We start from the raw sequence: 21,695 nt of genomic DNA on the forward strand, positions 1-21,695 counted from the left end.
TCCCTGACGTCGGCCCGGCAGGCCGTCCGCCGCGATTGTCAGTGGCTCCCCCTACCGTTCTCGACATGACGACGAAGACCTATCTGGAGCTGTCCCAGGACGGCGGCGGCGCGCACAAGTTCTACGAAGTGACGGTCACCGGCACGGTGGTGTCGGTCCGTTACGGACGCATCGGCGCGGCCGGTCAGACGCAGACCTCGACCTTCGCCACCGTCGAGAAGGCGCAGGCCGCGGCGGCGAAGAAGATAGGCGAGAAGGTCCGCAAGGGGTACGCGCCGGCGGTCCAGGGACAGCGCGCGGCCCGCGCGGTCAGCCGGCGCGCGGTCAGCTCCGCGCCCTCCACCGCCCGCGCCGTCGCCCCCGTCCTGTGGCGCTTCCGCACCGGCTCCGCCGCCTTCGGCATCCACGTGGACGACGAGCGCTGCTGGGTGGGCAACCAGGCGGGAGAGGTCTTCACCCTCGGCCACACCGGCGAGGTCCAGGCCCGCTTCAGCCTCCCGGACGGCGTCAAGTGCCTGGTCGCCGACGACTTCTGGATCTACGCGGGCTGCGACGACGGCCGGGTCTACGACCTGTCGTCCAAGCTGCCCTTCGCCGCCTACGACATCGCGGCCGACGTCGACATCTTCTGGCTCGACATCCACGAGGGCGTCCTCGACGTCGCCGACCGCTCCGGCCGGCTCACCGTCATCGACCACGAGGACGAGCACCAGTGGTCCCGCTCCGGGCCCGGCGAGCACGCCTGGATGGTGCGCGCCGACGCCGACGGCGTCTACTACGGCGACAGCCGCGGCGTGACGGCCTACGCCCCCGACGGCGGCGGCGAGCTGTGGCACACCCCCGCCGAGGGCGGGGTGCTCTTCGGCTGGCAGGAGGACACCGCCGTGTACGCGGGCACCGCGCGCCGCAAGGTCCACCGGCTCGCCAAGAAGGACGGGCGCACCGAGGCGGTCTACGGCTGCGACAGCCCGGTGTACTCGTGCGCCACCTCGCCCGGCGGCCGGTTCGTCTTCGCCGGGGACAACGCGTCCTCCGTCTACTGCTTCGCCGAGGACGGCACCCGGCTGTGGAAGCTGGGCACCGGCGGCGGTTCGGCCCTCTCGATGCAGTACCGCGACGAGCGCCTCTACCTGGTGACCACGGACGGCTCGCTGCTCTGCGTGGACGCGAGCGAGGCGGCCATCGCCGCCGCCCAGCAGGGCACCGTCCCCGTCGCCCAGGACATCAAGCTGGCCGCGGCCCTGCCCACGTACGCCCCGGCGACCACCGTCGCCGCCGTCGACGCGGTCCGCGCCGCGCCCGCCGGCACGGTCGTCGTGGAATGCGTCATGGAGGGCGGCAGGACCCGGGTCCACGTCGTCACCGAGGGGTACGAGACCGGGTGGAACGTGCAGTTCCCGCGCGCCATCCGGGAGCCCGGCGCCCGCTACGTCGTCGACGCCCTGCACCCTGCCTCGGGCGGCTTCTACCGGGTCCGCGGCGACATCCGGCGGCTGCTGTGAGCACCTTCCACGCGGCCACGGGGGACGGGCCCGCGCTGCCCGAGGAGGACGCGGAGCAGCGCTCGCGCGAGGTGCGGGCCGCGTTCGAAGGGCTGCTCCAGATCAGACGGCTGACCAACCGCCAGGGCGGCGACCCGGCGGCGAGCCCCGCCGCCTGGGAGCGCGGGCAGCCGGTGCGGGCGATCGCCCTCGCCCTGGAGGCGGCCCGGCAGCCGCCCTCGGCGCTCGACGCCACCGGCGCCCGCACCGCCACCGGCTACCGGGTCACGCCCGGCGAACGGCCCGGCACGGCCGTGGTCGAGTGGCTCGGCCCGCCGGGCGCGGGCGCCGCCCTCCAGGAGGAACCCGCCCTCACCGCCTGCGCCGCCGCCCTCGACCGGCTCGGCTGGGACGCCCTGCTCTACCGGGGCCCACGTCGACGCCACTTCCTGGAGGTGGAGGCGGCCAGGCCGGCGGAGGCGTAGGGCGTGCGGAGGCGTAGGGCGTGACGGTGCGCCGGGCCCCCGGGGCGGCCACGGCTTCCCGGGGAACCGTGGCCGCCCCGGCCGCATGGTCGACCTGCGGCGACCTGCCGCGGCCCACGGCTACCCGCGGCGACCCGGGGCGGCCCAAGGCCTCCCGGGCCGCCCCGGCGATCCCGGGCGGCTCCGATCGAGTGGACTCCCCGGAACACGCCCGGGAGCGGCGCGCCCGTCGCCCGGCGCCGGTGGTCATCTGGCCCTCCGAGCCCGTGACCGGAAGAAGCCCCCCGAGATGCGACGACGTACCCCCTCCCGCCGGCTGCTGGCCGCGACGCTGCTGGTGGCGTCCGTGCTGGCCCCGGTGGCCGCGACCCCCGCCACCACCGTCCACGCCGCGAGCGCGGGCCCCCACGCCACCGTCCGGCACGGCGACGACTGCCCGTCGGACGGACTCGGCCCCGAGCTGACCGCCAAGCTGGACAAGGCGATCGAGGACGTCCGCAAGCAGGCGGGCATCCCCGGTGTCGTCGTCGGACTCTGGATGCCGGGCCAGGGCGACTACGTGCGCGCCACCGGCGTCGCCGACAAGGCCACCGGCCGGCCGATGTTCGCCGACACCTACGCCCGGATCGGCAGCGAGACCAAGACCTTCACGGTCACCGCGCTCCTGGAGCTCGTGGACGACGGGCGGATCGGGCTGGACGACCCGATCGCCACGTACGTCCACGGTGTGCCGAACGGCGCGCGGATCACGCTGCGCCAGCTCGCCGAGATGCGCAGCGGCCTCTTCCCGTACACCTCGGACGAGGACTTCATCCACGCCCTGCTCAGCGAGCCGCAGCGCCAGTGGACCCCGTACGAGGTGCTGAAGTACGGCTTCAAGCACAAGAACACGTTCGCGCCTGGCGCGAAGTTCGAGTACTCCAACACCAACCTGGTCCTGCTCGGGCTGGTGGTGGAGAAGGTCAGCGGGCACCGGCTCGCCGACTTCATCCACCACCGGGTCCTGCGGCCTTCGCACATGAAGGACACGGCGCTCCCGTACGCCGCCGAGTTCCCGGAGCCGCACGCCCACGGCTACACCGACCAGACGCTGAGCGGCGAGGTCGAGGACGCCACCGACTGGAACCCCAGCTGGGCGTGGGCGGCCGGGGCGATGACCTCGAACCTGCACGACCTGCGCCGCTGGGCCGAGATCCTCGCCACCGGCCGCCTGCTCAGCCCGGAGACCCAGGCGCAGCGCCTCAAGACGCTGCCGACCGGCTTCCCGGGCACCTCGTACGGCCTCGGGATCCTCGACACCAACGGCTGGATCGGGCACAACGGCTCGCTGCCGGGCTACGAGACCGTGACGGTCTACCTGCCCGAGCGGAAGGCCACCCTGGTCCTCATCATCAACACCGACTCGCTCGTCGGAGGCCAGGAGCCGTCCACGCTGCTCGCGCGGGCGATCACCGAGGTCGTCACCCCGGACCACGTCTACGCGGGGGCGATCCCCCCGAGGTGACGCCGGTGCGGACGGGTCAGGCGATGGAGGCGGACAGGACCGCCGAGACGGCGATGTTGCACGAGGCGGTCACCCAGACCGCCGGGTGCGGCTCGGGGTCGACCAGGGTGGCGCCCAGCTTGCCGGGCGTCACCAGGTCCACCACGAGGAACGCGATCGCCATCATCACCAGACCGAGCAGGCCGAACGCGGCCGTGGACACCAGGCCCTTGGCGAAGTCCTCGTAGGTCGTCCAGATCGACGTGAAGACGATCCCGCCGACGCCGAGCAGCGCGGAGGACAGGAGTATCGCGGCGTTGCGGTTGCGGTCCTCCCAGATCTGCCGCCCCAGCTTCCCGGGGGTCAGCAGGTCGACCAGGAAGATGCCGAGGATCAGCAGGACGACGCCGAGGGCGCCGTACGCGGAGGCCCGGCCGAGGCCGTTGACGATGTCGCTCATGGGAATGCCGGCTCCGGAGGGAAGAGATCGCGCGCGCTGTGCTCGCGATCGATCGTGTCAAGGACCGGCAAAATGTAGCGCAGCGCGCCGAGGCCCCGGCCGGGTGGGCCGGGGCCTCGGAACGGGGCGGTGTCTCAGACCCCCGGCGGGAGCCGCTTGGCGCGGGACCGGACCATGAACGCGGTCACGATCTCGGCCACGCCCACCACCAGCAGCCAGATGCCGCCGAGGACGGTCAGCACCGCCACCGACTCCAGCGGCGAGACGATCAGCACCACACCGGCCAGCGCGCTGATGACACCCAGCGTGATCTGCCAGCCCCGGGCCGGCATCGCCGGGTCGGAGGCCGCCGCGACCGTCTGCATGATGCCGCGGAACAGCCAGCCGATGCCGATCCACAGCGCCAGCAGCAGGATCGACTGCGTCGCGCCCCGGAAGCAGAACAGGCCGAGCAGGATGCCCAGCGTGCCGCTGATGAACGCCATCACCCGCAGCGAGGTCCTGGCGTGCGTGCCGAAGGCCGCGACCAGTTGCAGCACACCGCTGACCAGCAGGTAGATGCCGAACAGCACACCGACCACGGTCAGCGTGGCCTTCGGCCAGGCCAGCACCAGCACACCCAGGATCAGCGCGAGGACACCGGCGATCAGCAGTGCCTGCCACGCGACGCCCGCCAGCATGGCGAGCGGTCCGGGTGGCAGGTCGCCCCGTGAGGGACGGTCGTCCGTCTGAGTCATGACGTCACTCCACTCCTCTTCGCGCGCCCTCGGAGCGGGTCGCGTACGTCCGCAGGAACAGCGCCTCGGCCAGCGCCATCGTCTCGATCTCGGCGGGGTCCACGCTCTCGTTGGGCGCGTGGATGAGGCAGCCGGGCTCCTCGACCCCGATCAGGGCGATCTCGGCGTCCGGGAACTGCGCGGCGAGCACGTTGCACAGCGGGATCGAACCGCCCTGCCCCGCCTGGACCATGTCCTTCCCGTACGCCCGGCTCAGCGCCGAAGCGAGCGCCCGGTAGGCGGGCCCGTCGGTGCGGGCCCGGAACGGCCGGCCCACGCTCTCCGGCTCCACCTCGACCCGCGCGCCCCAGGGCGCGGCGGCGAGCAGGTGGGCGCAGAGCGCGTCCCGCGCCTCCTCGGCGTCGACCCCCGGCGGCACCCGGAGACTGACCCGGGCCCGCACCTTCGCCTGCACGGCGGCCGAGGAACCGACCACCGGGGGGCAGTCGATGCCGAGCACCGTCACCGCGGGCCGGGCCCACAGCTCGTCGGCGACCGTGCCCGTGCCGAGCAGCGACACCCCGTCCAGGGCGCCGACGTCGGCGCGGAACTGGTCCACGGGATACGGGACGCCGTCCCAGCTCCCGTCGTCCGCGAGGCCCTTGACCGTGGTGTTGCCGGCCTCGTCGCGCAGGCTGTCCAGGATCCGCACCAGCGCGGCGAGCGCGTCCGGGGCGGGGCCGCCGAACATGCCGGAGTGCATCTCGCCCTTGAGCGTCGAGACGGTCACCACCACGTTGGTGAGGCCGCGCAGGGAGGTGGTCGCCGTGGGCAGACCGAGCGCGAAGTTGCCGGTGTCGCAGACCAGGAGGGCGTCGGCGGCGAAGAGTTCCGGGTGCTGCGGCACCAGCTGCTCCAGGCCGCCGGTGCCCTGCTCCTCCGAGCCCTCCGCGACGAACTTGAGGTGGACCGGGAAGCCCGTGCCGTCGGGGCCGCCGAGCGCGCGCAGGGCGGTCAGGTGCATGGCGATGTTGCCCTTGCAGTCGGCGGCTCCCCGCCCGTACCAGCGCCCGTCGCGCTCGGTCAGCTCGAACGGCGGGGTCTCCCAGGCGGAGTCGTCGAGCGGCGGCTGCACGTCGTAGTGGCAGTACAGGAGCACCGTCGGCGCGCCCTCGGGGCCCGGAGCGTGCCCCACCACCGCGTCCGTGCCGTCCGGGGTGGTCACCCGCCGCATGTCCCGCAGTCCGGCCTCCGCGAACGCCTCCACGAGGAAGTCGGCGGTCCTGGCGCACTCCTCCGGCGGGAACTGCCGGGGGTCGGCGACCGAGCGCATCGCGACCAGCGCGGTCAGGTCCTCCTTGGCGCGTGGCATCAGCTCGCGGACCCTCGCGCGCAGGTCGGCGGTCTCCGGGGAATCGGCGGTCATGCGTCCCACTTCCGTCGGGCGGGCCATGCGCTTTCACTAAAGCAACACCGGACGAACGCCGCAAAACATGTCAAAAATAGCCTGGATGGCCGAGCATCGCAGAGGGTCGCGGCGCCACCCGGAGCAGAGTGGGAGCACCTGTGGAGTCCACACCCGTGGAGTCCACGCCTGTGTTGTGTTCAGCCTGTGGAGGTCGCGCACCCGCCGCGACCCCGTCACGCACCGGGAGACCCCATGACCCCGCTCAACCGCCGCGACCTGGGACTCCTCGTCCTACGGGTCGGCACCGGCGCCGTCCTGGCCGCCCACGGAACGCAGAAGCTGTTCGGCTGGTTCGGCGGCGGCGGCATCGAGGGAACGGCCCAGGGGATGGAGGCGATGGGCTTCTCACCCGCCCGGGAGAGCGCCATCGCCGCCGGGCTGGGCGAGGCGGGCGGCGGCGCCCTGCTCGCCCTCGGCCTGGCCACCCCCGCGGCCGGCGCCGCCGCGGCGGGCGCCATGGCGGGCGCGGTCGCCGTGCACGCCCCGGCCGGCTTCTTCGCCCAGAGCGGCGGATACGAGTACCCCGCGTTCCTCGGCTTCACCGCGGCCGCCATCGGCGTCGCCGGAGCCGGCCGCTACTCCCTCGACCACGCCACCGGGCACGTCCTCGACCGCCCCTGGGTGGTCGCCGTCGCCTTCGTCGGCACGGCGCTCGCCGCCGCGGCCGTCGTCGGGCGCCGCGCCCAGGCCCAGGCCGAGGCCCGTCCCGAACCCGAGCCCGAGCACGGGACCGCCCCGGACCCGGAGGGGTGACGCCATGCGCGCCATGACGATGCCGCGGTACGGCGGCCCCGAGGAACTCGCGCCGGCGGACCTCCCGGACCCGAAGGTCGCCCCCGGCGAGGTCCTGATCCGGGTGGTGGCCGCGGGCATCAACCCGGTCGACTGGAAGCTGGCCGCCGGCGGACTCGACCCCCTGATGGTCACCCACTTCCCGCTGATCCCCGGCTGGGACGTCGCCGGGGTCGTCGAGCGCAACGGTCTGGACTCCACCGAGTTCGCCCCGGGCGACGAGGTGTTCGGCTACATCCGCAAGGACAGCGCCGAGCACGGCGCCTACGCGGAGAAGGTCTCCGCCCAGGTCCGGATGCTCGCCCGCAAGCCCCGCGCGCTGAGCTGGGCCCAGACCGCGGGACTCCCGCTCGCCGGACTCACCGCCCTCCAGGCGGCCGACCGCGTCGGCGTCGGCGCGGGCGACACCGTGCTCGTGCACGCCGCCGCCGGGGGTGTCGGCTCCCTCGGCACCCAGCTCGCGCTCGCCCGCGGCGCCCGGGTCATCGGCACCGCGAGCCCCGCCAACCACGCGTTCCTTCGCGAACTGGGCGCCGAACCCGTCGCGTACGGCCCCGGTCTCGCCGACCGCGTACGCGAACTGGCCCCGGGCGGTGTGGACGCGGCGCTCGACTTCGTCGGCGGCGAGGCCGTCGACGTCTCCGTCGAACTCCTCGCGTCGGCCGCCCGCCTGGCCTCCATCGCCGACCACCGGGCGGCCGCGCTCGGCGGCCACTACGTCTGGGTGAGACCCGACGGCGCGGGCCTGGCCACCCTCGCGGCCCTCGCCGACGAGGGCCGCCTCACCGTCCCCGTGGAGAAGGTCCTGCCGCTGAGCGAGGCCGCCGAGGCCTGGCGGCTCAACAGCGAGGGGCACACCCGGGGCAAGCTGGTCCTCTCGGTCGGCGAGGCCTGAACACCTCGATAGTGTTCGGGAAGATCCGGAACCCGCCCGGTGCTACGGGGAGGGCGGGGGAGCGCATGCGGACACGCGAGGGAAGGAACAGGCGCCGGCCATGAAGATCGATCTCACGGACACCAACTCCAGCAAGATCAACAAGGCGATCCTGGAGGGCCGCCGTGCCGTCGGCACTCCGGCCGTCGGCATGGTGCTCACCCTGGTCATCGTCACCGACGAGGAGCACGCCTACGATGCGGTGAAGGCGGCCAACGAGGCCTCCCGCGAGCATCCCGCGCGCACCCTGGTCGTCATCAAGCGGCACGCCCGCTCCCCGCGCGGCCGCGGCGAGACCCGCCTCGACGCCGAGGTGCGGGTCGGCACCGACGCCGGCCCCGGCGAGACCGTCCTCCTCCGCCTCCACGGCGAACTCGGCCGACGCGCCGACTCCGTCGTCCTCCCCCTGCTCCTCCCCGACGCGCCGGTCGTCCTCTGGTGGCCCGTCGACGCCCCCGAGGTGCCCTCCCAGGACCCCCTCGGCGCCCTCGCCCAGCGCCGCATCACCGACACGTACGCCGTCGAGGACCCGCTCGCCGCGCTCGCCGCCCGCGCCGCCTCGTACGCCCCCGGCGACACCGACCTCGCCTGGACCCGGCTCACCCCCTGGCGCTCGCTGCTCGCGGCGGCCCTCGACCAGGCCGGTACGACGGTGGTCTCGGCCGCCGTCGAGAGCGAGGCCGACAACCCCAGCGCCGAACTCCTCGCCCGCTGGTTCGGCGACCGACTGGACGTCCCGGTCGAACGGGTCGTCACCGACGGCCCGGTCGTCACCGCCGTCCGCATGGGCACCCCGGACGGCGAGATCCGCATCGACCGCCCGGAAGGCCCGGTCGCCCACCTGGCCATCCCCGGCCAGCCGAGCCGTGTGATGGCCCTCAAGGTCCGCACCACGGCGGAACTCATCGCGGAGGAACTGCGCCGCCTGGACCCGGACGAGGCGTACGCGGCGGCCTTGAGGTACGGGCAGTAGGGGGCGCACCGCGCCGAGGCGTCCGCCGGGAGCCCGAGGGGGCGAGGCCGTCCTCCGGTTCGGCGCCCCCGGCCGCCGCCGCCAAGCCGCCGCGCATGAGTACCCGTACTCATGCGCGGGAGGATGCGGAGGAGGCAGTCTTGGCGGCTCGACCAGGTCCGCGATCAACAGGGGGTAGACAGCCATGACACGTTTCAGAGCCGTACTGGCCACGACGGCCGCGGCGTTCCTCGTCTGGGGCGCCGCCGGTGCCGCGACCGCCGCGTCGGCGGACGACGTCCTGCTGCCGCACCCGGGGCCGGACGGCCTGGTGTGGGTGGAGGAGCACTGGGGAGACGGCGGCGTCGCGTCGGGCGGCGCGTGGGAGGGCCTCCCCACCGTCCTCACCGTGGCCTGCGAGGGCGGCGGCACCGTGACGGTGACGATGGAGTCCCAGCAGGACCAGGTGGCCGCCTTCACCGCCGACTGCCCGGCCGGCGAACCCGGCCGCGGCTCGGTCACCATGCCGGCCGGCGTCGTCCGCTCCGGCTCCTTCACCATCGGCGTCGACGCCTCGTCGGACTCCGTCCGCTGGGCCCTGACGGTCACCCAGCCCGAGTAGCCCGCCCCGGACGACCCGGACCGAACGGCGGCCCCGACCGGACACGAGCCCGGTCGGGGCCGCCTTCGGCCACGGCGCCCGAGGGTGCGGGGCGACGAACCCGGTCGATGCGGGCCGGTTCGGCGACGTGGCGGGTGCCGGCAGTCTGGTGGGGTCCCCGCGCTGTTCACGGTCCGGGTGATCGGACTCGTCGGCCTCCTCACCTGACCCGGGTCGCGTGGGGTGGGACGCGCCCTACCCCGGCAGCACGCGCACCCGGCCTTCGGGCAGTTTGGCCCACCAGTTGGCGTAGCGGCGGTAGAGCCACGGGTCGCGGGCGGTGAGGAGTGCGGTCAGGGTCCGGGCCTCCTCGGCCAGTGCCTCCCACGTCGGGGCCGGGAGCTCGTGGAAGGCCGTCGCCTCGATGCCGCCCTCGACCGGGCGCCACACGCCCGCCACGTATCCGTCGACGAGCAGCGTCGGGAGGACGTCGCCGTTCACGCGGATCACCACGCGGCGGTACTCGGGCGGTATCACCCGGCTCCGGTCGGCGTACGCGAGGAGGACGCTGTCCCACATGGGCAGCAGGCGCGGCGGGGCGGGAGTGTCGCCGGGCGGTCGTGGGGCGCCCGGGACGTCGAAGAGCGCGGTGCCGTCGGGGGCTTCCAGGTGGTCCAGTTCGGCGTCGAGGTCCTTCAGGGCACGGCGGATTGGGGTGCGCCTGACCATCGCGAACTGGGCCACGTCCGCCACCGACGCGGGGCCGAAACCCTCCAGATAGCGCCGGACCAGACCCCGCAGCGCCTCCGCTGAGGGCTCGCGGCCCGTGACGGGAGGGCCGCCGGAGGTCACGTACGACGGGCGCAGACCGAACGACCAGGGCCCGCCCGTCGGATGGTGGTGCAGCGGCGCGTACGCCCGCAGCCCCCACCACGCGCCCTCCGCCCGCTCCGCGCCGACCCGCTCCGCCAGCCACCCGCGCAGTTCGGCCACCGTGCGCGGCTCCTCGGCGAACGCCAGCAGGCCCGGCACCAACTCCTCGCCGTCGGCGGGGGTCAGGCCCGTCTCCGCGAACCGGAAACCGAGCCGCGAACCGTACAGCGTCTGCTGCAGCGCCTCCCGGAACATCCGGTAGTCCCCGGCGTGCACCGCGTGCAGGGTGATCCGCATCAGCGTCGCCTTCACCACCTCACGGCGCGCGAAGACGCCGTCCACCTCGGCCGGATCCAGTCCGACGAGCCGGTTCCACAGCGCCAGGTACGGCGACCCCGGGTGCTGCGCCTGCAGTGCCACGACCCGCCGGACGCCCTCGGCGACGCCCAACGGGGCACGCGCGAGCAGCAGCTGACGGCCGAGCGTGGCGCGGTTGAGCTCCCGTGCGGTGATCTTCACGGGGGCATTGTCCCCGGGATCCGGAGGGCGGGCGGCGGCGGGGGCGCTCCGCACCCGCCCAGCCGTGCGCGGCGGGCCGACGCGCCGTCGCGCGACAACGCTTCGAAGTCGCGTCGCCGCAGGTCGTACGCTCGCTACGCGCGTCACCCGCGAGGTGCGCGCCGACCGCACGACATCCGTACCCAGGGGGGAACGTCACCGTGTCCAGGATCCTCGTCGCCGCCACGCCCGTGTCCGGCCACCACGCGCCGCTGCTCCAGATCGCCCGCCACCTCTGCGGCCTCGGCCACGAGGTCGTCTTCCTCGGCGGATCCCGCTTCGGCGCCCAGGTCGAGGCGGCCGGCCCCGCCTTCCGGGCGCTGCCCGCCGCCGCCGACTACGACGACCGCGATCTGACGGCCCGGTTCCCCGGCCGGGAGGGGATCCCCGCCGGACCCGCGCAGGTCATGTGGGACGTCATGCACGTCTTCGGCGACCCGATCCCCGCCCAGCTCGGGGCGCTCCGCGAGGTGCTGGCGGACTTCCCGGCGTCCGTCGTCCTCCACGACAACCTGTTCCTCGGGGGCGTGGCGCTCGCCCTCGGCGAGGAACCGGGCCGCCGCCCGGCCGTGTTCAGCGTGGGCATCTCGCCGCTCGGCGTCGACAGCCGGGACACCGCGCCCCACCTGCTGGGACTGCTGCCGCCCGTCGACGACACCGAGCGCGCCCGGTACGCCGAGCTGGCCGCGCGGATGGCCGAGCGGAGCAAGCCGCTCGCCGAGCACCTGCGCGGCTGCTTCACCACCGCCGGGGTGAGCCTGGCCGAGGGCTCGCTCGGCTGGCTCCGGATCCAGGCCGCCGACGCGTTCCTCCAGCTCACCGTCGCCGGATTCGAGTACCCGCGCAGCGACCAGCCCGCCAACATCCGCTTCGTCGGTGCGATCCCCATCGACCCCGGCACCGCCCAGGAGCCGCCCGCCTGGTGGCCCGAGCTCCTGAAGGCCCGCGCCGACGGGAAGCGGATCGTCGTCGTCACCCAGGGCACCCTCGCCAACACCGCCCTCGGCCGGCTCGTCGTTCCCACCGTGCGGGCCCTCGCGGACCGCGACGACGTCTTCGTCGTCGCCGCCACCGGGCGCCCCGACGCGGCCGAGCGGGTCGCCGCCGACCTGCCCGCCGTCCCCGCCAACGCCCGCGTCGCCGGATTCGTCCCCTTCGCCGAACTCCTCCCGCTGACCGACCTGCTCGTCACCAACGGCGGCTACGGCGGCACCCAGGCCGCCCTCGCCCACGGCGTCCCGCTGATCGTGGCCGGCGACACCGAGGACAAGCCGGAGGTCGCCGCCCGCGTCGAATGGTCCGGCACCGGCGTCAACCTGCGCACCGGCGACCCCACCGTCGAGGCGCTCCGCTCCGCCGTGGACACCGTCCTGTCCGTACCCTCCTACCGCGAGCGCGCCGCCGCCCTCGCCAAGGAGTACGCCGCGCACGACGCCCTCGCCCTGATCGACGGCCTCGTCACGGCGACCTCCGGCCGCTGAGCCGGACCGCCGTGATCCCGCCAAGCTGACGGAGGAGTTGGCCGAGACCAGGTGAAGCTTCCGCAACAGCTTGCTCCCGCCCCGCCCCACCCGTAAGGATCGCCCGCAGGCAACTGGAGAACGGGGACGCCATGAAACCTCGCCTGGTCTTCGTCCACGGCATCGGCGGCCCCCGCGACGCCGCCGCCGACCTGGACGAATGGCTGCGGGCCGTGGCCTCGGGCGCGCGCGCCGCCGGGCACGGCGCACGGGTCTCCGGCCTGACCGGAGGCTGGGCCGCCGACGCCCGGTTCGCCTACTACGGCGACCTGTTCCGTACGGCCGGCAGCCAGGGGAGCGGCAGCGGCGCGGGGGACGACCAGGACGACGAGGTGCTCGCCGAGCTCCTCCTGGAAGCGGTCGACGAGCGCCTCGCCGACCCCGACGCCCCCCTCTCGGCCGCCGAGACCCGCGCCCTGCGGCACGCCCGCACCCAGCTCGCCCCGCCTCCCGGGGCCCAGGGCGCGGGCGCGCCCGCCCGGCGCGTGGTCAACGCCGTCACCACCCTGCTCGCCGTCCCGGGCGTACGCGCCCTCGGCGGCTGGCTCAGCGCCCGCACCACGGCCGGCATGCTCGGCCAGGTCGCCCGCTACCTCAACCGCGCCGAACCCGACACCACCGGCGCCACCCTCGACCGGCGCATCCGCGCCCGCGTCGCCGACTGCCTGGACCCCGAGGGCCCCAACGTCGTCGTCGCCCACTCCCTCGGCACCGTCGTCGCGCTGGAGACGCTGCACGAGATCACCTACGGGAAGGCCGCCGGCACGGGGACGGCGGGCGCAAGCCCGGACGGCGCCCCGTCCTCGCGCCGCCGCCCCGACGTGCCGCTCCTCGTCACCCTCGGCTCGCCCCTCGGCATCCGGAGCGCCGTCCAGCCCCGGGTCCGCCCCCACCCCCTCGCCACCCCCGCCTCCGTGGGGCGCTGGCTCAACTTCTGGGACCGGGACGACATCGTGGCCGCCCGCCCGCACCTGGAGACCTTCGTACGCCCCAACGCCACCGCCGTCGTCCCGGCCTCCCGCCGCGTCGACTCCGACGGCGCCTGGGTCCACCCGGCGGCGAAGTACCTGGCGCAGCCGGCCGTCGCCGGTCCGCTCGTCGAGGCCCTGACCACCCTCGCGGAGCGATGACCGGACCGCGCCATGTGCTGGTGATCGGGGCCCAGTGCCCCGGTCTCGGCCTCCTCGACGAGCTGGAGCAGGCCACCCGCGCCCTGCACGACACCCTCACCACCCCCTGGGCCGGCGCCTGCGAGAAGGACCAGCCGCACGGACCGACCCTGCTGTACGGCCCCGGGCTCACCCGTACCGGCGTCGAGGAGGCCGTCCGCCGGGCCGGGCGCGCCGCCGCCGAGGCCGGAGCGGTCCTCGTCCTCGGACTGCTCGGCCACGGCATGGCGGCCGGCACCCGGCTCTACTTCATGGCGGGCGACTCCCACGCCGAGGACCCGTCCAGCGCCGTCGACGTCGGCTCGCTGCTCACCGGACTCGTCGACACCCCCGGGATCGACGGCGTCGTGGCCCTCGTCGACACCTGCCACGCGGGCAACGCCACGCCCGACCTCGGCTCACTGGCCCTCGGCATCCGGCGCGGCGACACCCGGTTCTCGCTGCTCATGGGCTCCGGCGCCGAGGAGGAGGCGTACGAGCTCCGCTTCAGCCGCACCCTCGTCAAGGTGCTCGACGCGGGCATCGCCGAAGGCGGCGAGACCCTCGTCCCCTCCGCCGTCGTCCGCGCCGTCCGCGAGGACGGCGGCGCCGAGGGCCAGGCCGTCCACCACACCGACTACGACGGCGCCCAGTTCGCCGAGGCGGAGTTGTGGCTCGCCCGCAACGCCCGCCACGGCGACGCCCGTTCGGGCTCCCTGTTCGGCCCGGTCGGCCGGACCGACCTCGACCGTGCCGTCGGCACCGCCGACGGACCCGTCGCCGACACGCTCGTCCACCCCAGGGAACTGGACGGGCTCCGCGCCCGCGTGGCCGCGCTGCCGGAGCCCCGGCGGCGCTGGGCCCGCCGGGTGACCACCGCCCTCCAGGGCGCCGTACGCACCCAGGCCCTGCTCGCCGACTGGCCCGGCGACGACCTGACCAGCGCCCTGCTGCGGCGCGCCCTCGCCGAGGCGTGCCCGGCCCCGCTCTCGCCGCTGCCGGACTCCTCCGGCGGCGAACTGCTGCGCGACACCGTGGAGTACCTCCTGCTGCGGGCCCCACGCGCCGAGCAGCGGCCCACCGAACCCCTCGCGGCCTTCGTCGCCGTCCTCGCCAGGGACACGCACGTCGACCCGCGCCACCACGTCCTGCGCGCCTGGGCGAGCGCCGTCGACGCCGCCATCGACCTCAACGACGCCTTCGAGCGGCTCGCCGAGCACGACCGGGAGACCCGGCTGCGGCTCGTCGTGAGCCTGCACGCCGCCGTCGGCGACGACTGGCCCGAGTCGCTGGCCGTCTGGCTCCTCGACGGCGGGACCGTGCTGCGCCACGAGGAGTTCCCCTGCCCCGCGCAGGACCGCACCGGCGTCGAGCGCACCCTCGGCGGCGTGCTGCGCTGGGCGTCCCGGCACGCCGACGCCCTCGACACCCCGTTGCGCCGGGTCGAGATCGCCGCCCCCGCCCCGCTGCTCGCCACCTGGCGCCCCGAGGACACCGACTTCGGCATGCGCCTCGGCGACCTCCACGACGTGGTGCTGCGCTGGAGCGACCGCATCCAGCCCCCCGACCACCTGTGGTGGATCAACGACCAGGCCCGTACGACCCTGAAGGCCATGGACGCCCACGCCGACGGCAGCCGGGTCGACTGGCTCGGCGAGGCCGACACCCGGCGCACCGACGAACTCCACGAACGGCTGCGCCGGTCCGCGCCCCGCAGCCGCGCCGTCGCGCTCGAACACCGGCCCGCCCACCTCAAGGACATGATGGAGATCCTGCTGGCCTCCTCGCCCATCGTGATGTGGCCCAACCCCGAACAGGCGGGGCAGGCGGACCAGTCGGTGCCCGGCGCGCGCAACGGCTCCGGCGCCGCCGCTCCCGTACCGGAGCCCGTACGGCGGTCCGTGGACACCTACTGGCACCTGCTGCCCGCCGAGTTCAGCCGCGCCTACCGGGAACGCCGGCGGTCCGCCCCCGGGCCCGGGGGCGCGTGCGGGCACGCCGACGCGGGGCGACGCCATCTCGCCGGACTGCGCACCGTGTGGGACGGTCACGAGTGGCTGGAATTCTGCAAATGGTTCGATCGCGAGCACACGGCTCGGGAACAGTTCCTCCCGGAACGGTTCCTGACGGAGGGGGAGAGCCCCGCATGACCCGGCAGCGTTACACGGAGGGGGAGGAACCCGCATGACCTGGCAGCCTTTCTACGTCGGCGACGGCGCCGCCCCGGCCGACCCCGAGAGTCCCGTCGCGCTCCCTCCGGCCCCGCCCTGGCGCGAGTTCCCGCGCCGCTCCCTGCACGAGCAGTTCGTGCCGCCGCCCGGCCTCGTCGAGGCCGTCAACGCCGCGCTCGCGCTGCGCCGGCCGCTGCTCGTCACCGGGCCGGCGGGCTCCGGCAAGTCCACCGTCATCGAACAGGTCGCCGCCGAACTCGCCCTGGGCACCGTCCTGCGCTGGCACATCACCTCCCGCAGCAGCCTCACCGAGGCGCTCTACCGCTACGACGCCCTCGGCCGGATCCACGCGCAGCGCCTCAAGGGCCGCGACGGCGGCGACGACATCGCGCCCTTCCTGCGCATGGGCCCCCTGGGCACCGCCCTGCTGCCCACCGACCGGCCCCGCGCCCTGCTGATCGACGAGATCGACAAGAGCGACCTCGACCTCCCCAGCGACCTGCTCGACGTGCTCGAACGCGGCGAGTTCGAGATCCCCGAGCTCGCCCGCTACGGGACCGACGTCGTCGCCGTGCGGGAATGGCAGGGCGACGCCCACCACGCGGTACGGCGCGGGCGCGTGCAGTGCACCGAGTTCCCGTTCATCGTCATGACCAGCAACGGCGAACGCGACTTCCCCGCCGCCTTCCTGCGCCGCTGCGTCCGCTTCACCATGCCGCTGCCCACCCCCGAGACCCTGCTGCGGATCGTCGAGGCCCACATGGGCCCCGAGACCGCCCGCACCCCCGAGGCGGACCGGCTCCTCACGGTCTTCCTCGAACGGCTCACCGCGGGCGAGAGCCTCGCCGTCGACCAGCTCCTCAACGCCGTCCACCTGCTCGCCGGGGCCGGCGCGCCCGACGAGAACCGGCGGCAGGCCATCGAGGACCTGATCCTGCGCGAGCTCTCCCATGCCTGATCCCCTGCCCGGACTGCTCTCCGCCCTGCGCTCCGCCGTCCCCGACCTGGACGGCACCGCGCTGGCGGAGGCGCTCTGGCTGGCCGCCCACATGGCCGGGGACCGGACCGCCGCCACGGACCGGCCCGCACCCCCCGCACCGCCCACCGCCGACCGGGCCGAGCCGTCGCGGCCGCCGGACGCCCCGCCCCGCCCGAGGGAGCCCGCCCCGGCCCCGGCGCCCCGCCCGCCCGACGCGGCGGGCCGACCCGCCCCCGACACGCGCCCCCTGCACGAGCGGCTGCCCGGCAGCGGCATCCACGTCCGCGGGCACGCCGTGGGCGCGCCCCGCGCCGCCGGACTGCCCCACGCCCTGGAACTGACCCGGGCGTTACGCCCCTGGAAGCGGCGCTGGCCGCGGGGCCGCCATGCCGAGCTCGACATCGACGCGACCGTCGACGGCTACGCCCGCAGCGGCGAACTGATCCCCGTCCTGGCGGCGGCGCCCGAGCGCTGGTTCGACCTGGCCCTCGTCGTCGACCGCTCGCCCGGCATGCGCGTCTGGCGCGAGACGATCGCCGAGTTCACCGCCGTCCTCGACCGGCTCGGCGCCTTCCGCACCCTCCAGGTGACCGACCTCGCCTTCGACGACTCCGGCGAACCCCTCGTGCCCGGACAGCTGCGCTCCTCCGACGGGCGCCGGCTCGTCGTCGTGGTCTCCGACTGCATGGCCGACGCCTGGCGCCGCCCCGAGGTCTGGCACCTGCTGCGGGAGTGGGCGGGCGCCACTCCGACCGCCGTGCTCAACCCGCTGCCGACGCGCCTCTGGCGGCGCGGCGGCCTCAACCTCCCCACCGCGCGCTTCACCCCCGCCGCCCCGGGCACCCACCGCAGCCGCGTCCCCGTCGACCCCCCGCCGCTGCTCGGCCCGCCCGGGCCCCGCGACCCCCACGGCCCCGATGGCGCGGGCGGCACGGACGGCGACTGGCTGCCGATCCCCGTGCTCTCCCTGACCCCGCACTCCCTGGGCCGCTGGTCGCACACCCTGATGCGCGGCGCCCCCGAGGGCTGCACCGCCGTCCTCGTCCCGCCGACCGGACGCACCCCCGGCCCCGCCCGGCCGCCGGCGCTCCCGCTGCCGCCCGGGACCCTCGCCCGCAACCTGCTGCGCACCGCGTCGCCGCGCGCGGCCCGACTGGCCGTGCTCTGCTCCCCGTTCGAGCGCCTCAGCCTGCGCCTGATCCACGTCCTGCGCGAACAGTTGGTCCCGGAGGCGGGCGTCGCGGACGTGGCCGAACTCGTCACCAGCGGCCTCTTCGACCTGGAGGAGAACGCCGCCGGCGGCATCGAACTGGTGCTGCCGCCCGAAGCCCAGGCCGTCCTGCGCGCCGAGCTGCCCGCCCACGAGCTGTGGGCCGTCCACCAGGAGCTCGACCGGTACGTCGCCACCCGCGACGCGGGCCCCGGACGGCTGCCGTCGGTCGCCCACGACGGGGACGGTCCGCACGACTGGGCCGCCGAGAAGGAGGCCTTCGCGCGGGCTTCACGGCGCACCCTGGAACTGCTCGGCTTCGCGGAGCCGAGCCGCCCGGACGGGCCGGACCCGTCGTCGGCGCCGGCCGGAGCCGACGCGTTCGTCGGACACGCGGAGCTCGTCGAACGGGTGGTCCGCGAGCTCGCCGAGGGCGACGGGCTCGTCTACGTGACCGCGCGCGACGGTGTCCCCGGCGCCGGGCGCACCGCCTTCGCCCGGCACGTGGCCGACCGCCTCCGCGAGCACTTCCCCGACGGCGTCGTCTTCGTGCCGCTGCGCGGCTCCACCCCGCACCCGCTGCCGCCGGAAGCCGCGCTCTACCGGGTGCTGCGGGAGCTGGGCGTCGCGGAGGAGGAGATCCCGGACGAACACCCGCCGCGCCTGTTCGAAGCCCTGGAGCAGACGCTGCGCAGGACGCTCGCGGGCAGACGGGTCCTGCTCGTCCTGGACGACCTGGGCGGCCAGCAGAGCATGCACCGCTTCTCCACCACCCCGCCCCGTGGTTGCGCCTGCCTGGTCACCGGTCGCGAGAAGCCCACCGGGTGGCAGGCCGAGGACACCGTCGAACTGCCGCCCCTCAGGGGCGAGGACGCCGCGCGGCTGCTCGTCTCGCGGATGGGGCCGGACGCCACCGTGGACGAGGCGCTGGAGGTCGTCGGCTCCAACGCCTGGTGGCCGCTCTCGCTGCGCATCCTGGGCGGCACGCTGACCCTCGACCTCGACCCGGAGCACAAGGTGAGCGGCATTCCGGGACTGCGCCGTTCGACGGAACAGGCCGTGGCCCCCATGCTGCTGGTGCGCCATCGGCTCGACCTGGACCGCTGGCAGGGAAGCCTCGCGGGCGCTCTGGAGCGCCTCGCGGTCGTCAGCTCGGGCGAGTTCACGCTCCAGGAGGCCGTGGCCGTACTGGAGAGCAGCACGGCCGGATCCTCCCGCCTCCTCGACACCCTCGTCCGCGCGGGCCTCCTGGAGCGCACGGGGCCGGAGCAGTACGCCTTCCCCAACGCCGTCCACGCGGAGGTCGAGAAGGGCACACCCTTCGAGCCCCGGCGCGTGGTGGCCCGCGAGCGCATCGCCCGCTTCCGCCGTGCCGCCGCCGCGGCCCTGCGCGAGGAGCGGCACCCGGGCAGCGCGCTGCCCGCCCTGTTGGGCGTGACGCCCGAGCCGGCGCCGCACCCCGAGGTGTGGATCCCCAACGCGCTGTCCCCCTCGGGCCTCGGACCCCCGGGCCCGGAGGCAGACACCCTCTTCCTCCTCCACGAGACCGGCGCCTCGCCGCTGTACCGCGCGCGCTTCGCGCGGGCCGCTCGCTCGCTGGTCGACGGGCGCTCGCTGCACGCCGACGAGGCCTGGGTCCGGGCCGTCGTCGCGCTGGCCCACGCCCAGCAGGCGTCCGGGCGTCCGCGCGAGGCCTGGGACACCGTGCACAAGGCCAGCACCTTCCAGCTCCAGGGTGACGCGGCGACGTACGGTCCGACCGCCCTGCTGTTCGCCCGGCTCTCCCTCGACGGGCAGCCGGACGACACGCGGCCGGCGGTCTCCTGGGCCGAGGAGGCCCTGGCGTACCTCGACGCGCCCCCCACCGCCCGGAGCCCGGAGACCACGGAGGCGCTGCGCTGTCTGGAGAAGGCCCTCGCCGCGTCCGGAGAGTACGAGGAACTCCTCGTCTCCCAGCGCCGGTTGGCCCTGCACCTCGCGGACCGCGGCCTCGGTGAGGAAGAGGGGCAGGCGCTGGTCCGGCTGGCCGACACCCTCCTGTTCCTCGACCGGGGCGGCGAGGCTCAGGAGCCGGCCCGGCGTGCCCTGGAGCTCCTCGATGCGGCCGGCGACGCGGCGGGCCGGGAGGTCGCAGAGCGCCTGCTCCGTACCGCCCGGGCGAACGCGTCGGCCGGGCGGACCTTCGTCGTGCTGGAGGGCCCCGACCCGCGGCTCCTCGGTTCGGACGTGCGGGCCGCCCTCCGGCTTGGCGCGGTCGCCGGCCCGTACGAGATCGAGCTCCTGGACCACTCCGTCCTGCTGCTCGTCGACTCCGTCGTACCCGTCGACGCGGTGCTGCGGGCCCTGGTCGACCAGCTGCCCGGACGGTCGCAGGGCGGCATCGGCCGCCCGCTGCGCATCGGGGTGCACACGGGTCCGGCGCGCCTCGGCCCGGACGACCCGCACCCCGGCCTCGGCGTCGAGTACACCCGGGAGATGCTGCGGTCCGCCGAGTTCCACAGGGTGTCCGGGAACTACCCGGACGACACCACGCTCTGCGTCTCGCCGGAGGTGTTCGCCCAGGTGCGCGACACCGACGCCGTGCGGCGCTTCACCGCGCAGGAGGTACGCACGCAGGACGGCACCGAGGTCTGCGTGATCCTCACCCCGCTCCTCGACCTCTCCGCGTACGACGGCGAACTCCTTTCGCTGGCGCGGGTGTTCAACGAGCTCGACCCGGACGGCCGGCGCTTCGCGGGGATCCTGCGGGACTGCCTCGACGGCGCGCTCGACGCGAGGAACACGGGCCGCTTCGACGTGCGGGACCTGGAGGCGGACGAACAGGCGCGGATCCGTGGCGACGTGCGAGCGGCGCTCCAGGACGTCTTCCCCTTCGTACGGGGCCGGACGTTCGGCCTGCTGTGGCAACGTCCGCAGGGCGACGTGCCGTTCGACGTGAAGTTCTCCCTCCACGGCCCGCGCGAGACCTTCGCCCCGAACGCCGTCGGGACCGTGGCCCTGATCGTCTACGCGGACGACCTGCGGACCACCTGGTCCGCCGGGCTCGTCCGGGTACGGCCCGAACACCTCAGGCCCGCCGGTGAACGGCACGGCCTCTCGGCGCTCACGGCGGACGCCCACCGCAGCGGGGTCCTCTGGCTGCACCGGGACGCGCCGCTCCCCGAGAACGTCCTGCTGCATCTGGCGCCGGACGCCCGGGACGCGGTCGTCTCCCGCCCCGACGGCGTCTCCCGCGTCGCCGAGCTCTTCCGCCGGGTCCGCTTCCGCGCGGTGCCCGCCTCGGCGCTGCGCCCCCTGGTCCGGGAGACCGACCCGGCCCGCACCGTACGCCTCGCGGGCGCCGCCCTGCGCGAGGACGGCCTGCTGCTCCTGACCGGCAACCCGCGGGGCCGGGAGACCGCCGAGACACTGCGGCTGCCGGTCCCGGAAACGGACGAGTACGTGTGCGCCCCGCTCGTCCGGCGCCGCTCCGAGCACGGCGCGCGGCCCTCCGTCGTCGCCGACGGGGCCGCCTGGGTCATCGCGGGGGAGGACGACGAACTCGCCCCGCTCCCGGCCGGGTTCCCCGCCCTCCGCAGCCGGTGAGGGGGTGCGTGGCGAGGACCCCGGGATCCGCCGCGTGATCTGATTCCGGGAATGCGCTTCGGAATCCCCGGCGACACCCGGGCCTGGCACGACGACGGCACCGAAGTGGCCCTCGGCGGTCCCGCGCGCAGGGCCCTGCCGGCCCTGCTCCTCGTGCGTCCCGGCGTCGTCGTGTCGGCCGAGCGGCTGGCCGAGGAGGTCGAACCGGGCGGCGCGGTGACCGCGCACGCGCTGCAGTCCCAGGTGTCCCGGCTGCGCGCGGCGCGAACCGGATGGTCG

The 21,695-nt window shown here is 75.2% G+C and carries 16 protein-coding genes; 12 read left to right on the top strand and 4 right to left on the bottom strand.

The window, feature by feature from the left end:
- Nucleotides 1-65 precede the first annotated feature (65 nt).
- The 3 genes from OG309_RS32155 to OG309_RS32165 all read left to right on the top strand — a co-directional run bounded on the left by OG309_RS32155 (nt 66) and on the right by OG309_RS32165 (nt 3,470).
- A complete protein-coding gene (locus OG309_RS32155; RefSeq protein ID WP_329426243.1) occupies nt 66-1,502 on the top strand; it encodes a WGR domain-containing protein in 1,437 nt (478 codons plus the stop codon).
- Complete coding sequence (locus tag OG309_RS32160; protein ID WP_329426245.1) at nt 1,499-1,966, top strand: hypothetical protein; 468 nt, start codon at nt 1,499-1,501, stop codon at nt 1,964-1,966. The genes OG309_RS32155 and OG309_RS32160 overlap by 4 nt, the downstream gene beginning before the upstream one ends.
- Before the next feature lie 289 nt (nt 1,967-2,255).
- Complete coding sequence (locus OG309_RS32165) at nt 2,256-3,470, top strand: serine hydrolase domain-containing protein (RefSeq protein ID WP_329426248.1); 1,215 nt, start codon at nt 2,256-2,258, stop codon at nt 3,468-3,470.
- A gap of 16 nt (nt 3,471-3,486) precedes the next feature.
- Here the strand turns inward: OG309_RS32165 and OG309_RS32170 are convergent, their stop codons facing one another.
- From OG309_RS32170 to OG309_RS32180, 3 genes are all read right to left on the bottom strand, one after another.
- Nucleotides 3,487-3,909, bottom strand: a complete 423-nt coding sequence (locus OG309_RS32170) for a DUF350 domain-containing protein (protein WP_329426250.1) — start codon at nt 3,907-3,909, stop codon at nt 3,487-3,489.
- A gap of 134 nt (nt 3,910-4,043) precedes the next feature.
- The gene (locus OG309_RS32175; RefSeq protein WP_329426252.1) at nt 4,044-4,646 is read right to left on the bottom strand and encodes an HdeD family acid-resistance protein; all 603 of its coding nucleotides are present in this window, start codon (nt 4,644-4,646) and stop codon (nt 4,044-4,046) included.
- A gap of 4 nt (nt 4,647-4,650) precedes the next feature.
- Nucleotides 4,651-6,051 (bottom strand): dipeptidase, encoded by a 1,401-nt coding sequence (locus OG309_RS32180; protein ID WP_329426254.1) that lies wholly within the window; start codon nt 6,049-6,051, stop codon nt 4,651-4,653.
- A gap of 234 nt (nt 6,052-6,285) precedes the next feature.
- Between OG309_RS32180 and OG309_RS32185 the strand changes: the two genes are divergently transcribed.
- From OG309_RS32185 to OG309_RS32200, 4 genes are all read left to right on the top strand, one after another.
- Entirely contained in the window at nt 6,286-6,846 is a 561-nt protein-coding gene (locus OG309_RS32185) for a DoxX family membrane protein (RefSeq protein WP_329426256.1), read from the top strand.
- 4 nt (nt 6,847-6,850) lie between these two features.
- Entirely contained in the window at nt 6,851-7,780 is a 930-nt protein-coding gene (locus tag OG309_RS32190) for an NADP-dependent oxidoreductase (RefSeq protein ID WP_329426258.1), read from the top strand.
- A 100-nt stretch (nt 7,781-7,880) separates the two neighbouring features.
- Nucleotides 7,881-8,792: a glucose-6-phosphate dehydrogenase assembly protein OpcA gene (gene opcA, locus OG309_RS32195; RefSeq protein ID WP_329426260.1), complete on the top strand. Its 912-nt coding sequence runs from the start codon at nt 7,881-7,883 to the stop codon at nt 8,790-8,792.
- Between the two features lie 184 nt (nt 8,793-8,976).
- Nucleotides 8,977-9,393 carry a hypothetical protein gene (locus OG309_RS32200; protein WP_329426262.1) on the top strand — a complete coding sequence of 139 codons (417 nt, stop codon included), beginning with the start codon at nt 8,977-8,979 and terminating at the stop codon, nt 9,391-9,393.
- Between the two features lie 234 nt (nt 9,394-9,627).
- Here the strand turns inward: OG309_RS32200 and OG309_RS32205 are convergent, their stop codons facing one another.
- The gene (locus OG309_RS32205) at nt 9,628-10,764 is read right to left on the bottom strand and encodes a winged helix DNA-binding domain-containing protein (RefSeq protein ID WP_329426264.1); all 1,137 of its coding nucleotides are present in this window, start codon (nt 10,762-10,764) and stop codon (nt 9,628-9,630) included.
- Between the two features lie 200 nt (nt 10,765-10,964).
- Here OG309_RS32205 and OG309_RS32210 point away from each other — a divergent pair, with 200 nt between their 5' ends.
- The 5 genes from OG309_RS32210 (at nt 10,965) to OG309_RS32230 (ending at nt 21,416) form a co-directional block, all read left to right on the top strand.
- Nucleotides 10,965-12,284 carry a nucleotide disphospho-sugar-binding domain-containing protein gene (locus OG309_RS32210; protein ID WP_329426266.1) on the top strand — a complete coding sequence of 440 codons (1,320 nt, stop codon included), beginning with the start codon at nt 10,965-10,967 and terminating at the stop codon, nt 12,282-12,284.
- Between the two features lie 131 nt (nt 12,285-12,415).
- Nucleotides 12,416-13,453 (top strand): alpha/beta hydrolase, encoded by a 1,038-nt coding sequence (locus OG309_RS32215; protein WP_329426267.1) that lies wholly within the window; start codon nt 12,416-12,418, stop codon nt 13,451-13,453.
- Complete coding sequence (locus OG309_RS32220) at nt 13,450-15,621, top strand: hypothetical protein (protein ID WP_329426269.1); 2,172 nt, start codon at nt 13,450-13,452, stop codon at nt 15,619-15,621. Before OG309_RS32215 ends, OG309_RS32220 begins: the two co-directional genes overlap by 4 nt.
- 34 nt (nt 15,622-15,655) lie before the next feature.
- Nucleotides 15,656-16,600, top strand: coding sequence for an AAA family ATPase (locus OG309_RS32225; protein WP_329426271.1), 945 nt, complete (start codon nt 15,656-15,658; stop codon nt 16,598-16,600).
- Nucleotides 16,593-21,416: a NaeI family type II restriction endonuclease gene (locus tag OG309_RS32230; protein ID WP_329426273.1), complete on the top strand. Its 4,824-nt coding sequence runs from the start codon at nt 16,593-16,595 to the stop codon at nt 21,414-21,416. Before OG309_RS32225 ends, OG309_RS32230 begins: the two co-directional genes overlap by 8 nt.
- The last annotated feature ends 279 nt before the right edge of the window (nt 21,417-21,695 follow it).

This window comes from Streptomyces sp. NBC_01268 (assembly GCF_036240795.1).
Lineage (GTDB): Bacteria > Actinomycetota > Actinomycetes > Streptomycetales > Streptomycetaceae > Streptomyces.